Origin of the sequence: Methylobacterium litchii (assembly GCF_038442315.1) — a bacterium.
Classification (GTDB): Bacteria; Pseudomonadota; Alphaproteobacteria; order Rhizobiales; family Beijerinckiaceae; genus Methylobacterium; species Methylobacterium litchii.
Map to the genome: position 1 here is coordinate 251,685 of NZ_JBBXMY010000001.1, position 14,125 is coordinate 265,809.

General features: G+C 70.6%; 13 protein-coding genes. 8 read left to right on the forward strand and 5 right to left on the reverse strand.

The window, feature by feature from the left end; translation table 11 throughout:
• Positions 1-15: 15 nt before the first annotated feature.
• Entirely contained in the window at positions 16-858 is an 843-nt protein-coding gene (locus AAHF99_RS01310; protein ID WP_342162323.1) for an SDR family NAD(P)-dependent oxidoreductase, read from the reverse strand.
• A 93-nt stretch (positions 859-951) separates the two neighbouring features.
• Here AAHF99_RS01310 and AAHF99_RS01315 point away from each other — a divergent pair, with 93 nt between their 5' ends.
• From AAHF99_RS01315 to AAHF99_RS01335, 5 genes are all read left to right on the forward strand, one after another.
• Positions 952-2,130 carry an endo-1,4-beta-xylanase gene (locus tag AAHF99_RS01315; RefSeq protein ID WP_342162324.1) on the forward strand — a complete coding sequence of 393 codons (1,179 nt, stop codon included), beginning with the start codon at positions 952-954 and terminating at the stop codon, positions 2,128-2,130.
• An 88-nt stretch (positions 2,131-2,218) separates the two neighbouring features.
• Positions 2,219-3,724 (forward strand): L,D-transpeptidase family protein, encoded by a 1,506-nt coding sequence (locus AAHF99_RS01320; protein ID WP_342162325.1) that lies wholly within the window; start codon positions 2,219-2,221, stop codon positions 3,722-3,724.
• Positions 3,725-3,860: 136 nt separating this feature from the next.
• Positions 3,861-4,394: a Dps family protein gene (locus AAHF99_RS01325; RefSeq protein WP_243959569.1), complete on the forward strand. Its 534-nt coding sequence runs from the start codon at positions 3,861-3,863 to the stop codon at positions 4,392-4,394.
• 111 nt (positions 4,395-4,505) lie between these two features.
• Complete coding sequence (locus AAHF99_RS01330; protein ID WP_342162326.1) at positions 4,506-4,754, forward strand: AbrB/MazE/SpoVT family DNA-binding domain-containing protein; 249 nt, start codon at positions 4,506-4,508, stop codon at positions 4,752-4,754.
• A complete protein-coding gene (locus AAHF99_RS01335) occupies positions 4,738-5,139 on the forward strand; it encodes a type II toxin-antitoxin system VapC family toxin (RefSeq protein ID WP_342162327.1) in 402 nt (133 codons plus the stop codon). The genes AAHF99_RS01330 and AAHF99_RS01335 overlap by 17 nt, the downstream gene beginning before the upstream one ends.
• A 12-nt stretch (positions 5,140-5,151) precedes the next feature.
• Here AAHF99_RS01335 and AAHF99_RS01340 read toward each other — a convergent pair whose 3' ends face one another.
• Positions 5,152-7,866, reverse strand: a complete 2,715-nt coding sequence (locus AAHF99_RS01340) for a bifunctional acetate--CoA ligase family protein/GNAT family N-acetyltransferase (RefSeq protein WP_342162328.1) — start codon at positions 7,864-7,866, stop codon at positions 5,152-5,154.
• A 112-nt stretch (positions 7,867-7,978) separates the two neighbouring features.
• On the opposite strand from AAHF99_RS01340, the gene AAHF99_RS01345 reads away from it, so the two are divergent.
• Positions 7,979-8,767, forward strand: coding sequence for a restriction endonuclease (locus tag AAHF99_RS01345; RefSeq protein ID WP_342162852.1), 789 nt, complete (start codon positions 7,979-7,981; stop codon positions 8,765-8,767).
• Between the two features lie 3 nt (positions 8,768-8,770).
• Here AAHF99_RS01345 and AAHF99_RS01350 read toward each other — a convergent pair whose 3' ends face one another.
• Positions 8,771-9,412 (reverse strand): DedA family protein, encoded by a 642-nt coding sequence (locus AAHF99_RS01350; RefSeq protein ID WP_342162329.1) that lies wholly within the window; start codon positions 9,410-9,412, stop codon positions 8,771-8,773.
• A 90-nt stretch (positions 9,413-9,502) separates the two neighbouring features.
• The gene (locus AAHF99_RS01355; RefSeq protein WP_342162330.1) at positions 9,503-9,982 is read right to left on the reverse strand and encodes a peroxiredoxin; all 480 of its coding nucleotides are present in this window, start codon (positions 9,980-9,982) and stop codon (positions 9,503-9,505) included.
• A gap of 159 nt (positions 9,983-10,141) precedes the next feature.
• Between AAHF99_RS01355 and AAHF99_RS01360 the strand changes: the two genes are divergently transcribed.
• Positions 10,142-10,762 carry a YqgE/AlgH family protein gene (locus tag AAHF99_RS01360; RefSeq protein WP_243959553.1) on the forward strand — a complete coding sequence of 207 codons (621 nt, stop codon included), beginning with the start codon at positions 10,142-10,144 and terminating at the stop codon, positions 10,760-10,762.
• A gap of 21 nt (positions 10,763-10,783) precedes the next feature.
• On the opposite strand, the gene AAHF99_RS01365 is transcribed toward AAHF99_RS01360, so the two are convergent.
• Positions 10,784-11,779, reverse strand: coding sequence for a hypothetical protein (locus tag AAHF99_RS01365; RefSeq protein ID WP_342162331.1), 996 nt, complete (start codon positions 11,777-11,779; stop codon positions 10,784-10,786).
• A 402-nt stretch (positions 11,780-12,181) separates the two neighbouring features.
• On the opposite strand from AAHF99_RS01365, the gene dnaK reads away from it, so the two are divergent.
• The gene (gene dnaK, locus AAHF99_RS01370) at positions 12,182-14,104 is read left to right on the forward strand and encodes a molecular chaperone DnaK (protein ID WP_243959549.1); all 1,923 of its coding nucleotides are present in this window, start codon (positions 12,182-12,184) and stop codon (positions 14,102-14,104) included.
• Positions 14,105-14,125 lie beyond the last annotated feature (21 nt).

Genomic DNA, 14,125 nt, shown 5'->3' on the forward strand with positions numbered 1-14,125 from the left:
CCCGAGGGCGAGGGTCTACCCCTCCATGGACCGCTTGAACGCCTCGGCATGGTCGGGATGCCAGCGGGACAGGGCGGGGCGGTTCTCGATGATGTCGCCCATCGCCCATTCCATGCGCTTCTCGTCCTGCTCGCGCGTGGTCTCGTTGTCGGGGCAGAGGATGTAGAAGTCGCCCTGTTCCATGCGCTCCAGCATGAAGGTGATCGTCTCCTCCGGCGTCCAGGCGCCGGCCGGCTTCTCGGCGACGCCCCGGGCCTTGGCGAGGCCGGTATAGACGAAGCCGGGGATCAGCAGATGCGCGCTGGTCCGGCAGCCCTCGCGGCTGCGCAGCTCGTGGGCCAGCGCCTCGGTGACGGCCTTCACCCCCGCCTTCGAGACGTTGTAGGGCGCGTTGCCCGGCGGCGTGGTGATGCCCTGCTTCGAGCCCGTGACGATCACCGCGCCGGGCCGCCCTGAGTCCGCCATGGCCAGCGCGAAGGCGCGGATGCCGTTGACCACGCCCCAGAGGTTCGTGCCGATGATCCGCTCCCAGGTGGCGGCGTCGGAGAACAGCTTGCCCCCCGCCTCGACTCCCGCATTCAGCATCACGAGGGTGGGCGGACCGCCGCGCAGCACGGCCGCCGCCAGCGCGTCCATGGCGCTTCGGTCGGCAACGTCGGTCGGCACGGCGCGCACATCCACCGCCGCCAGGGCGCCCACCTCGGCGCGGGCGGCGTCCAGCGCCTCCCCCGGCAGGTCCGCGAGCCAGACGTTCATGCCGGCGCTGGCGAAGGCCTTCGCGGCGGCGAGGCCGATGCCGCTCGCGGCGCCCGTCACCACCGCGCTGTGGCCCGGGCTGATCGCGGGGTGTCGGGACATCGCTTCCTGCTCCATCTTCATGCGAAGGCGTGAGATGGGGCAGGGTGGCGGGAAGGCCATCGCCCCGCAAGGCCGGCGGCGGCAAGGAAGCGCATGTCGATCCCCCTGAACCGCCGGAACCTGCTCCTGGGGGTTGCGGCATCGGGCTTGGTCCAGCCTGCGGTCGCGGCCGCGCCGGATTTCGGGCCGCTGGTCAAGCCGTCATGGTCGCCGGAGGGGCCGCAGGGTGCGGCGGCGCGCAAGGGCCTTGGGTTCGGCGCGGCGGTGCCCTCGAACCTCCTGAACCGCAGCGCGGAGTTCCGGACCCTCCTCGCGCGGGATTGCGGGCTGCTTCTCGGCAACAACGAGATGAAGATGGCCGTGGTGCTGCCGGAGCCCGGCCGCACCGATTTCGCCCCGGCCGATTCCGTGGTGCGCTTCGCCCGCGCCCACGGGCAGCGCCTGCGGGGACACGCCCTGGTCTGGCACGAGGCCCTGCCGGGCTGGGTCGCGCCGCTCCTCGCCGGAGCGGGGCCGGCGAAGGCGGAGGATTTCCTGCGCCGCTGGGCCGAGACGGTGATGGGGCGCTACCGGGGGCTCATCGCCTCGTGGGACGTGGTCAACGAGGTCATGGCCGGCTACGGCCCCGTGACGCGGGCGGACGGGCTGCGCCCCTCACCCTGGCTGACGGCCCTGGGGCCGGACTACATCGACCTCGCCTTCCGCATCGCCCACGAGGCCGATCCGCGGGCGGCGCTCGCCTGGAACGAGGATTCCCTCGAACACGACTTCCCCTGGGCGGAGGCCAAGCGGACGCGCGTCCTCAAGCGGCTGGAGGCGATGCGTGCGAAGGGCGTGCCGATCCGCCGGTTCGGCATCCAGGCGCATCTCGTCAGCGATCAGCCGTTCGATGCCGGCAAGTTCCGGCGCTTCCTGCGCGAGATCGGCCAGATGGGACTCGGCATCGAGATCACCGAGCTCGACATCGACGACAAGGCCTATCCCGGCGACCCGAAGGCGCGCGACCGCGCGGTGGCCAATTTCGCGCGGCGCTTCCTCGACGTCGCCTTGGATGAGCCCGCGCTCCTCGATGTCGTCACCTGGGGCCTGTTCGACGGCGACACGTGGCTCAACGATCATCCCGACCATCGCCGCCGGGACGGGCTCAGGCAGCGCCCGCTGCCCTTCGACGAGGCGATGCGGCCGAAGCCGTTCCGCGAGGCGCTGATCGCGGCCTTCCGTCACGCGCCGGACCACTCCGCGTTGCGAGCGCGCCTGCGCGGTACAGCGTGAGCGGGTATGCCGGAGGGGATTGGTAACCATCGGCCCCTCATTCTCCCGAGCGACCGCGCCGTCCCCGGCGCCGTCGGGAGTTTTGCGTATGGTCCCGACCCAGAGCCGCCCCCGTGCCGCCCTTGCGGCCGGCCTCTGCCTGTCCGCCCTGCTGACCGGAGCCGGTCCCCTCGGCGCCCAGGACCTGGCCGCCGCCCCACCGAAGGAGCAGCCCGCCCCCGAGGCGCCGAAAGTAGAGCCGGCAAAGGATATCGCGATTAAGCCGGTCGACGTTGCCCCCGCATCGGCTCCGCCCACCGCCGAGGCGGCGCGCAAGAGCCGAGAGCCGGCGCCCCTCGTCTATGCCAAGGTCTCGACCGATCCCGTCCCGGCGCTCTCGCCGCAGACCTTCCTGAACACCCTGCGCGCCGCCGAGCGCTATGCCGCCTTCGTGGAGGCCGGCGGCTGGGAGAAGGTGCCGGACAGCCTCATCACCCTGAAGCCCGGCGAGCGCCATCCGGCGATCCCGGCCCTGCGCCACCATCTGACCCTGGAAGGCGACCTTCCCGCCGACGCCCCGCCGAGCGACCGGCTCGACCCGCCCCTAGTGGCGGCGATCTCGGCGTTCCAGGCCCGCCACGGCCTGCCCGACAGCGGGATACTTGGCCGGCTTACCATCAATGCGTTGAACATTCCGGCTGAAACGCGCCAGAAGCAACTCGCCGCCTCGGCCGCGCGGCTGATGGGCGCGAAATTCGCTTTCGGCGAGCGCTACGTCGCGGTGAACATCCCCTCGGCCACGGTCGAGGCGGTGGAGAACGGGCAGGTGGTCCGCCGCTACGTCGCCGTGGTCGGCTCCCCTGACAAGGCGACGCCGACCATCGAGACGCGCATCACCGACATCAACTTCAACCCGACCTGGACGGTGCCGGTCTCGGTGGTGAAGAACGAGATCATCCCGCAGATGCGGAAGAACCCCGGCTACCTCGCCAAGAACCGGATCCGCATCCTCGGGCCGGGCGGAACCGAGGTCGACCCGACCAAGGTCGATTGGGCGACGGAGAAGGCGGCGAACTACACGCTGCGCCAGGATTCCGGCCTCGACAATTCGCTGGGGCAGGTCCGCATCGACATGCCCAACCGCTTTGCCGTCTACATGCATGACACGCCGGCCAAGTCGCTGTTCGCGCGTTCCGTGCGCTTCCACAGCCACGGCTGCGTCCGCGTGGGGCAGGTGAAGGAACTCGTCGGCTGGCTGCTGCAGGGCGTCGAAGGGCCGAACGGGCCGGGCTCGACCTGGGGCCCGATGGAGATCGAGACCGGCATCGCCGACGGCGAGCGCCGGGACATCAAGCTGCCGAAGCCGGTCCCCGTCGCCTTCGTCTATCTCACCGGCTATGCCGGGCCGGACGGGCGCGCCCAGTTCCGGGACGACATCTACGGCCTCGACAGCCCCAAGCCGGCGCCCCTGCCCGCGCCGGCCGCCGCCGCGCCGAAACCCACCGAGCCCGCCGCCACCGGCTCCGTCGGCGCCCGCCCGGCGAGCCCCCGGCCGGTGCCCCAGGCCGCCGCGGCCGAGCGCCGCAACGGCGAGGCGCCCTCGACCGTCCGCTGAAGGGGACCCAGCCATGCGGTGAGGGGAAAGATCGGAACCAACAGGGCGCGGTGCGATTGCAGGTGAGAACGCGGTCGGACCCCCCGTCAGAGGCCGACCCTATCCGTTTTACCACCTGCATATGGGAGCCTGAACGATGGCTAAGGCCAATCCGGTCAGCCGCATCGAGAGCGATCGCCTCAACACCCCGACCGACCTCGATCCGAACGACACCAAGAAGATCGCCGAGGGGCTCACCGTCCTTCTGTCGGACCTCTTCGCCCTCTACATCAAGACGAAGAACTTCCACTGGCACGTGAGCGGCCCGAACTTTCGCGATTACCACCTGCTGATGGACGAGCAGTCCCAGCAGATCTTCGCGATCATCGACGCCGTGGGCGAGCGCGCCCGCAAGATCGGTGGCACGGTGCTGCGCTCGCTCGGCCAGGCCAAGAGCCTGACCCGCGTCGCCGACAACGACGCCGAGTATGTCAGCCCGCTCGACATGCTCAAGGAGCTGCGCGACGACAACAAGGCGCTCACCGCGCACATGCGCGAGCTTCATGAGGTCACGGACGAGGCGAACGACGTCTCGACCACCTCGCTGCTGGAAGAGTGGATCGACCAGTCTGAGGAGCGCACGTGGTTCCTCTACGAGGCCACCCGCAACGCGACCGACAGCGGCCACTGAGCCGACTTACGTGAGATGAGGAAGCCCTGCGCAGCGATGCGCGGGGCTTTTCTTTGCGCCGCCTTGTGAGGCATCCTTCTTGGATCCGATGCGTCCAAGTGGGAGTTCGCGATGCCTTCGCAGGCGGTGAAGATCGGCGACGACGGCAAGTTGCTGATCCCGAACGATTTCCGCCGAGAACTCGGTCTGGACGCCGGCGACACTGTGACGGTCGAACTGACGGAGGATGGGTTGCGTGTGCGCTCCCTGTCCGCCGCCATCCGCACCGCGCAGGCCATCGTGCGCGGCTTCGCACCGGCCGAACGAAGCCTGTCCGACGAACTGATCGCAGAACGGCGAGCGAATGCCGAACGTGAGTGAGACTTACGTTCTGGATGCGTCTGCCCTGTTGTGTCTGCTGCATGCGGAGGCCGGCGCGGAACGGGTGACGGATATCCTGGATCGGTCGGTGATCGGTGCGGTCAACCTGTCCGAGGTCGTCGCCAAGCTCGCGGATACGGGGGGAACGGAGGCGCAGATATCGCGGGCACTCGGTGTACTGCGCCTCAAGGTCGAGCCCTTCGATGACGAACAGGCGCGCGTCGCGGGGCTGATGCGGACGGCGACGCGCCCCTTCGGATTATCCCTCGGCGACAGAGCCTGCCTCGCCCTCGCCCGCCAGCGCACTGCCGTTGCGGTCACGACCGATCGGGCATGGAGCAAACTTCCGGACCAGATCGGCGTCCCGATCCGCGTCGTCCGCTGACGCGAATGCCGGTCAGCCCGAGGCAGCGCGCTCGGTGTCGGCGGCTTGCCCGAGATCCAGCTGCACCTTCATCACCCCCGGATCCTCCGGGTCGCGCTTCTGGGTGAAGCCGAGGCGGCGGCAGACGGCGAGCATCGGGCGGTTCTCGGAAAGCACGGTGCCCTCCACCCGGCCGATCCCCTCCGAGCGCGCCCAGTCGATCATCAGCCGCATCAGCGCGAAGGCGAGCCCCGTGCCGCGCACGTCCTGGCCGACGCCGATCGCGTATTCGCCGCTGTCGTTGTTGGCGTCGGCGTGGAGGCGCACCGCGCCCAGCATCCGCTCGCGGCCGTCCGGGCCGATCTCCACCGCCACAAAGGCGATGGCGCGGGCGTAGTCGAGCTGCGTCAGCCGGGTGAGGAAAGCGTGGCTGAAGGCCCGCACCGGGCCGAAGAAGCGCAGGCGCAGGCTCTCCGGGTCGAGGTTCTCGAAGAACACCCGGAACAGGTCCTCGTCCTCCGGCCGCACGGGCCGCACCCGCACGGTCCGGTCCTTCAGGTTGAGCACCCGCACCCATTCCACCGGATAGGGGCGGATCGCGAAGCCCGGATGCCCGCCGCCGCGCCGGTCGCGGGTGCCGAAGCGGCTCTGCGGCACCCGGCCGATCCGCACCCGCGCGTCGAGGGCGAGCACCCCCGTCTCGTCGGCGAGCAGGGGGTTGATGTCGAGTTCGCGCACCTGCGGGAGGTCGGCGGCGAGCTGGGCGATCTTCACCAGGGTGAGGGCGATGGCCGACAGGTCGGCGGCGGGCACGTCGCGGTAGGCGTCGAGGCGCCGCGCCACGCGCGTGCGGCCGATGAGGTCGCGGGCGAGGATCATGTCGAGGGGCGGCAGGCCAAGCGCCCGGTCGTCGATCACCTCGACGGCGGTGCCGCCCCGGCCGAACACCACCACGGGTCCGAAGACCGGATCCTCGGCAAGACCGGCGATCAGTTCCCGGCGGCGGCCCCGGCGCACCATCGGCTGCACGGCGAAGCCGGTGACGCGGGCATCCGGCCGCTCCCGACGCGCCCGGGTGAGGATGCTGCGCGCCGCCTCGCGCACGTCGGCCTCGCTCGTCAGGTCGAGATGGACGCCGCCGATGTCGGATTTGTGCACGATGTCCGGTGAGACGACCTTGAGCGCCACCGTCTGCCCCGCCGCGATCAGCGGCCACGCGGCGGCGGCGGCGGCGTCGATGTCGGGGGCGAGCGTCAGCGGCACCGCCGGGATACGATAGGCCGAGAGCAGGGCGCTCACCGCGATCGGGTCGAGCCAGGACGCCCCCTGGCGCAGGGCGTCGGCCACGATCCGCCGCGCCGCCTCCGTGTCGGGGGAGAAATCGCGCGGGAGCGAATCGGGCGTGCGCATCAGGTCGTCCTGCGCCTCCCGGTAGCGGACGAGGTGCAGGAACCCTTCGATCGCCTCAGAATCGGAGGAGAAATGTGGGATGCCGGCGCCCGCGAAGGTCTCGCGCACGGCCTCGGCCTCCCCGAGGGAGACGGCGAAGACCGGCTTCTTGCGCGATTGGCCCTTGCGCGCCTGCGTCACCGTCTCGGCGATGGCGCCGGCCACGGCCTTCGCATCGGAGCGGATCGTCGGGACGTGGATCGCCAGCACCGCATCGCCGGCGGCATCGGTGAGCAGCGGCGCCAGTGCCTCCGCGAAGGCGGGGCCACCCGCATCCATGCCGAGATTCACCGGGTTGCCGGCGGGGATCGCGGCGAGGAGGCCGGATCGGTCGGCGAGCTTGTCGGCGGCGAGCCAGCCGATGCCGAGCCCGTTGGTGAGGATCGAGAGCCGCTTGCCGGGGAAGGGCCGCTGCCGGCCGAGCGTCTCGACGGCGGCGAACATCTCGTCGAGATCCTGAACGGCGAGCAGGCCCGCCCGGCGGAAGGCGGCGGCATAGACCGCGTCCGGCCGGGCCAGCGCGCCGGTATGGGTCACGGCGGAGCCGGCCCAGCCCGGCGCGTCGGGCCGGCGGCGTCCCGCGCGCAGCACCACCACCGGCTTCGCCCGTGCCGCCGCGCGGGCGGCGGACATGAACCTGCGGGCATCCTCCACCCGGTCGAGGCAGAGCAGGATTGCGCGGGTGCGGATGTCGGCGGCGAAATGGTCGAGGCAATCGGAGGCGTCGATGTCGAGGGCGTTGCCCAGCGCCATCACCGCCGAGAAGCCGTTCCCCCGCCGGCTCGCCCATTCCACGATGGCCGCTGCCACCGTGCCCGATTGCGAGATCAGCGCGAGGTCCCCCGCCGAAGGCGCGTGGGCGAACAGGCTCGCATCGAGTTTTCGCGATGGCACGCACAGGCCCGCGCTGCTGGGGCCGAGGAGGCGCAGGCCATGGGCGCGGGCGGCGATCCGCGCCCGGGGGCCGGGATCCTCCGGCCCGCGTCCGAGCCCGGCGCTGAGGATGATGGCCGCCGCCGCGCCGATCCGCCCGGCCTCGTCCACCACCTCCGGCACGCCCTCCGGCGGCACCGCCACGATCACGAGGTCGGGCACGGCGGGCAGCGCCGAGAGGGTCGGGGCGGTGGCGAGCCCTTCGATGGCGGCTTCCGTCGGATGAACGGGGAGGATGCGCCCGGGATAGCCCGAGCGGCGCAGGTTCGCGAGTACGCTGCGGCCCACGCTGCCCTCGCGGGCGCCGGCGCCGACGAAAGCCACCGCGCGGGGGGCGAGTAGCCTGTCGAAGCGATAGGTGCTCATGCCGTCCCCGGGCGTGGCGGGCGATCCACAGGTTTTCCCCGCTGCTTCAGGATCGGGCAAGGGGGGCTTGCGAGGCTCATCGCCGCCACCACCGATCGAGTTGCCGATGTCGATGCCGTCCGCGCGCCCCGTGTCCCCCGGCGCGGGCGAGGCGCCCGCCCGCCCGCCGAACCTCGTCGCCCGCCTGTTCTGGACGGGGGTGACGGGCGCGTCCATCGCCTTCTGGTACGGGCCGGCGGCCTTCGCCGGCACGGGGCTGGCGCTCGCCGCCGTGCTGGCCCGCCATCTCGACAGGCCGCGCCGCCTGCGCGCCCGCGTCCGCCGCATCGCCCGGCGCCACGGCGAAACCCTGGCGCTCCGCCGCCGCCAGGAACGGTTCGAGGATGCCTACGGCAACCTGATCGACGACGGCTGGCTGCGCGAGTGCGACTATTTCCTCGACCGCACGGTCCTGCCGCAACTCGGCGCCCGCGACGCGGACCTGTTCGACCGGGAGCGCCCCCGGATGCTCGCGGTGATCGAGGCGGCGGCGGCTGACATCGACCTGCCCGACGAGGACGAGGCGCCGGAGGACGGCATCGCTTACGAGCGCTTCTGCGCCGGCCTTCTGACGCGGGCGGGCTGGCGCACTCACCGGACTCCGCCGAGCGGCGACCAGGGGGCGGATGTCGTGGCCGAGCGGGAGGGGATCCGGCTCATCGTGCAATGCAAGCGGCTCGGGCGCCCGGTCGGCAACGCCGCCGTGCAGGAGGCCGCCGCCGCCCTGCGCTACTGGGAGGGGGATCGCGCGGCGGTGGTCTCGAACGCGGGCTTCACCCCCGCCGCCCGCCGCCTCGCGGGGGCCACGGGCGTGTTGCTGCTCCACCATGGGGATCTGGCGGAGCTGGAGGTCGAGGTTTGAGGCTCAGGCCAGCGGCCCGGGGATCGCGCTCTCGGCCTTCACGAGCAGGCGCGCCTCGTGGCGGCGCACGAAGGCCCAGAGGGCGATGCCGCCGAAGATCACCAGGGCGAGGAGGGTGAGGCCCACCGGCCCGGCGACCTTCTCGATGGAGCGGCCGCAATAATACGAGCCGAGGCCCATGCTCGCGGCCCAGGTCACGCCGCCCAGCGCGTTGAAGATGAAGAAGCGGCGGGCATCCAGGCGGTTCACCCCGGCGAGCAGGGCCGCGTAGGCGCGCAGCATCGCGGTGAAGCGGCCGAAGAATACGATCTTCCCGCCATGCCGCCGGAACAGGTACTGCCCAAGCTTCAACCGGCCGTGGTCGAGGGCGATCAGGTGGCCGTAGCGGAGCAGCAGGGGCATGCCCCAGCGCCGCCCGGCCCAGTAGCCGAGGTTGTCGCCGAGGATCGCGGCCGTCGCTGCGGCGGCGATCACGCCGGCAATGTCGAGATTGCCGGTGCTGCCGGCATAGACGGCGGACGAGATCAGCACCGTCTCGCCGGGGCAGGGCACGCCCGCGCTTTCCAGCGTGATGATCACGAAGATGGCGATGTAGCCGTAATTCGCGATCAGGTCGGCGATGGGCAGATCGTGCAGGAAGGCCATGGGTCCTCGGGGGCCGGCTGCGGGTAATCGCCCGCTGCCTTAGCCCGCAGAACATGGCCTCACGAGGGCGCGCCCGTCAGGGCCCCTTCGTCAGAGGACCTTCAAGAGGGCCTCGGCGCCGGACGCCTCGGCCTTCGAGGGCGATTCCTCGACGTTGAGGACCCGCACCACGCCGTCCTCGACGAGCATGGAATAGCGCTTGGAGCGGGTGCCGAGGCCGAAGCCCGTGCCATCCATTTCCAGGCCGATCGCCTTGGCGAAGTCGGCGTTCCCGTCCGCCAGGAACTCGATGCCCTCGGCCGCGCTCGCCTTGGCCCAGGCGTCCAGCACGAACACGTCGTTGACGCTGGTCACGGCGATGGCGTCGACGCCCTTGCTCAGGATGGCCTCCCGGTGCTGCACGAAGCCCGGCAGGTGGTTGCGGTGGCAGCTCGGGGTGAAGGCGCCGGGCACGCCGATCAGCACGATCCGACGGCCCTTGAACACGTCGTCCGTGGTGCGCGCGATCGGGCCTTCGGGGCCGATCACCCGGAAGGTCGCCTGAGGCAGGTGTTCGCCGACCTGGATCATCTGGTCTCTCCGCTGGGGCGGGGTTCCCCGCTGGCTCGGGGCTGACGTAGCGTGGCGGACTAGGCCTGTCGAGGCGGCCGGTCTCGGCGGGCGGAAATCGAAGCCGCACAATCACGTTGTCCGCTGGACAACACGCCACCTGAAGGCCAGCATACGATCATGCCGACCACCCTTCCTCCCCGGCAGACGGCGCTCTCCGGCACGAATTTCCTCGACGGTCAGTTCCTGGTCGCGATGCCCGGGATGGCGGACGAGCGGTTCGCGCGCTCGGTGATCTACATCTGCGCCCATTCCTCCGACGGGGCGATGGGAATCATCGTCAACAAGCCCGCCACCGACATCAGCATGCCGGACCTGCTGGTGCAGCTCGACGTGGCGCCCGAGGCGGACGCGATCCGCCTGCGCGAGCGCGTCGGCCACATGCCGGTGCTGATGGGCGGACCGGTGGAGGGGCGGCGCGGGTTCGTCCTGCACTCGGACGATTTCCACATCGCGCAATCGACGCTCATCATCGACGATGGGATCTGCCTCACCGCCACGGTGGAGATCCTGCGCGCCATCGCCAGCGGCGAGGGCCCGGCCAACGCCGTGCTGGCCCTCGGCTATGCCGGCTGGCAGGCCGGGCAACTCGAAAGCGAGATCATGGCCAACGGCTGGCTCAACTGCCAGGCGGATCCGAGCCTGATCTTCGCGCCGGACCTCGAATCCAAGTACGAGCGGACCCTGCGGGACAACGGGATCGATCCCGCCATGCTCTCCGCGAGCGTCGGGCGGGCCTGACGGGCCGCCCTCCGCAATCCGTTACTCGGGTTCGGGGCCGCCGAACGCGTCCGGGTTCATGCCCTCGACGGAGGGCTTCGGCTTCGGCTTGCGCGGGGCGGCGACCGTCGTCGTGGGCGCGGCGGTGTTGGCGCCGAGCCGCGTCGCCAGCGCCAGCGAGCGGTTCTCCGTGAAGCGCAGGTGGCAGAAGCCGTGCGTGCCCTCGCGGGCGTAGCTCCGGCAGAACTGCTCCCGGTCCGCCGAGAAGGCAGCCTGCTCGGCCACGATCGGGCGGACATCCTCCCGCCGGGCCCGCTGGGTCATCAGCTTGTAATTGTCGCGCACCGACTTGTCGGCGACGCCCCGGGCCGTGTCGAACTCCCCCGCACGGGGGATGAGCGTGGCGGCCGGCGGCCCCCACAGCCCGACCGGCGTCGTCGCGCAGTCGGCGGCCGAGAAGGTGCAGGTCTGGCCGGATTCGACGGTCGTCACCATCACGCCGCCCTCGGCCACGTCCAGCCGCAGCGGGCATTCGGCGGCCGGCGCCTCGTAGCGCGGCACGCCCTCGGGCTTGCCGGCGGCAGTCAGGGTGATCGGCTTGCCGCCGCCGAGCTTGACGCTGCACGTCTCGGTCGGCTGCGAGACCTTCGTGCCCGGCAGGGTCACGGTGGCCGTGAGGCCCGTGCCGGCCCGTTCGAGCTTCAGGGCGCCGGTCGTGCCGTTGAGCTGCAGGTCCTGGTTGAGGATTCCCTCCTCGCTCGGGGCCTTCAGCACCACCGGCGCGCGCGGCACCGGGGCGGGGCGGGCCGCCTCGGGGGCCGCCGATCCCGGCTGGCCCGGCTCCTCCGGCGCGCCGGGGGCGGGGCCGCCCTCCGGGATGCGCTGGGGCGGCACGGGCGGACGCTCCGGCTTGATGCCGAACAGCCGTTCGAGAAAATTCTGCGCCTCCGCCGGGCGGACAGGCGCCCCCAGGGCGAGGCCCGCCGTCAGGGCGGTGAGCAGGAGAAGGCGGGTCGGTCGGGGCTGGCGCGCGGGCAAGGACGGCTCTGTCGAGTGATTTTCCTGCGGGGGCCGGTCTCGATCCCACGGGACAGGGTTAACACGCCATCGGTGGCGCTGACGTGGCAGCGGAGCAACAAATTGCGGCTGTGCGGAAGGGCCTTGCCCCTGGTGGGGGTTGAAAACCCCTGGCGGCCGAAGGCACTGGCCGTGGAGACCGCGTTCATGCCAAGGCTTCTTGCGGCGTCGGGCGGCGGTTCTTATATCGCCGACGACGCGGGATTATCCGCTGGATTTCGGCCGTTCGCGGCCCTTGATCCGGCCCGGGTCCCGTACTCACATCAGATGCGTCAGTCTCCATCGCGAGTTCTGAAATGCCATGGGCCGAGCTGCTTCGGGGCTCGGCGGTCTGCTTGAACGCGACAGAAGAGGGATCCCACCATGGGTAAAGTAATCGGTATCGACCTCGGCACCACCAATTCCTGCGTGGCCGTCATGGAAGGCACGCAGCCGAAGGTCATCGAAAATTCGGAAGGCGCCCGCACCACCCCGTCGATCGTGGCCTTCACCGACGACGGCGAGCGGCTCGTCGGCCAGCCGGCCAAGCGGCAGGCGGTGACGAACCCCGAGCGGACGTTCTTCGCCATCAAGCGCCTGATCGGGCGCACCTACGACGACCCGATGACCCAGAAGGACAAGGGTCTCGTCCCCTACAAGATCGTACGCGGCGACAACGGCGACGCCTGGGTCGAGGCCGACGGCAAGAAGTACTCGCCGTCCCAGATCTCGGCCTTCACCCTTCAGAAGATGAAGGAGACGGCGGAGGCCCATCTCGGCCAGCCGGTCACGCAGGCGGTCATCACCGTCCCGGCGTACTTCAACGACGCCCAGCGTCAGGCGACCAAGGACGCCGGCAAGATCGCCGGCCTCGAGGTCCTGCGCATCATCAACGAGCCGACGGCGGCGGCGCTCGCTTACGGCCTCGACAAGAAGAAGGCCGGCACCATCGCGGTCTACGACCTCGGCGGCGGCACCTTCGATGTGTCGATCCTCGAGATCGGCGACGGCGTGTTCGAGGTGAAGTCCACGAACGGCGACACCTTCCTCGGCGGCGAGGACTTCGACAACCGCGTGGTCGAGTACCTGACCGCCGAGTTCAAGAAGGAGCAGGGCATCGACCTGACCAAGGACAAGCTCGCCCTCCAGCGCCTCAAGGAGGCCGCCGAGAAGGCCAAGATCGAGCTGTCGTCCTCCACGCAGACCGAGATCAACCTGCCCTACATCACCGCCGACCAGACCGGCCCGAAGCACCTCGCGCTCAAGCTCTCGCGCGCCAAGTTCGAGTCCCTGGTGGACGACCTCGTCCAGCGGACCATCGAGCCCTGCCGCAAGGCCCTCAAGGATGCCGGCGTCACCCCCGCCGAGATCGACGAGGTGGTGCTCGTGGGCGGCATGATCCGCATGCCGAAGATCCAGGAGGTGGTGAAGTCCTTCTTCGGGAAGGAGCCCCACAAGGGCGTCAACCCGGATGAGGTCGTGGCCATCGGCGCGGCGGTGCAGGCCGGCGTGCTCCAGGGCGACGTGAAGGACGTGCTGCTCCTCGACGTCACTCCGCTGTCGCTGGGCATCGAGACGCTCGGCGGCGTGTTCACCCGCCTGATCGACCGCAACACCACGATCCCGACCAAGAAGTCCCAGACCTTCTCGACGGCGGAAGACAACCAGAACGCGGTCACGATCCGGGTCTTCCAGGGCGAGCGCGAGATGGCGGCGGACAACAAGCTGCTCGGCCAGTTCGACCTCGTCGGCATCCCGCCGGCCCCGCGCGGCATGCCGCAGATCGAGGTGACGTTCGACATCGACGCCAACGGCATCGTCAACGTGACGGCCAAGGACAAGGCGACGAACAAGGAGCACCAGATCCGCATCCAGGCCTCGGGCGGCCTGTCCGACTCGGACATCGAGCGGATGGTAAAGGACGCCGAGGCCAATGCCGAGGCGGACAAGCGCCGCCGCGAGCTGGTCGAGGTGAAGAACCAGGGCGAGAGCCTCGTGCACTCCACCGAGAAGTCGGTGAAGGAGTACGGCGACAAGGTCTCGGCCGCCGACAAGGGCACCATCGAGACGGCCATCACGGCCCTCAAGACCGCCCTGGAAGGCGAGGACGTCGAGACCATCAAGGCCCGCACCACGGACCTGATGCAGGCGTCGATGAAGCTCGGCGAGGCGATGTACGCCGCGAGCCAGTCGGCTGGGCCGGACGGCGCGGCGGCCGGTGGCGAGGCGTCGGCCGAGAAGAAGGACGACGTCATCGACGCCGACTTCCAGGAAGTCGACGAGAAGGACCAGAAGAAGCGGGCTTAATCGCCACGCTCGTCTGAAACT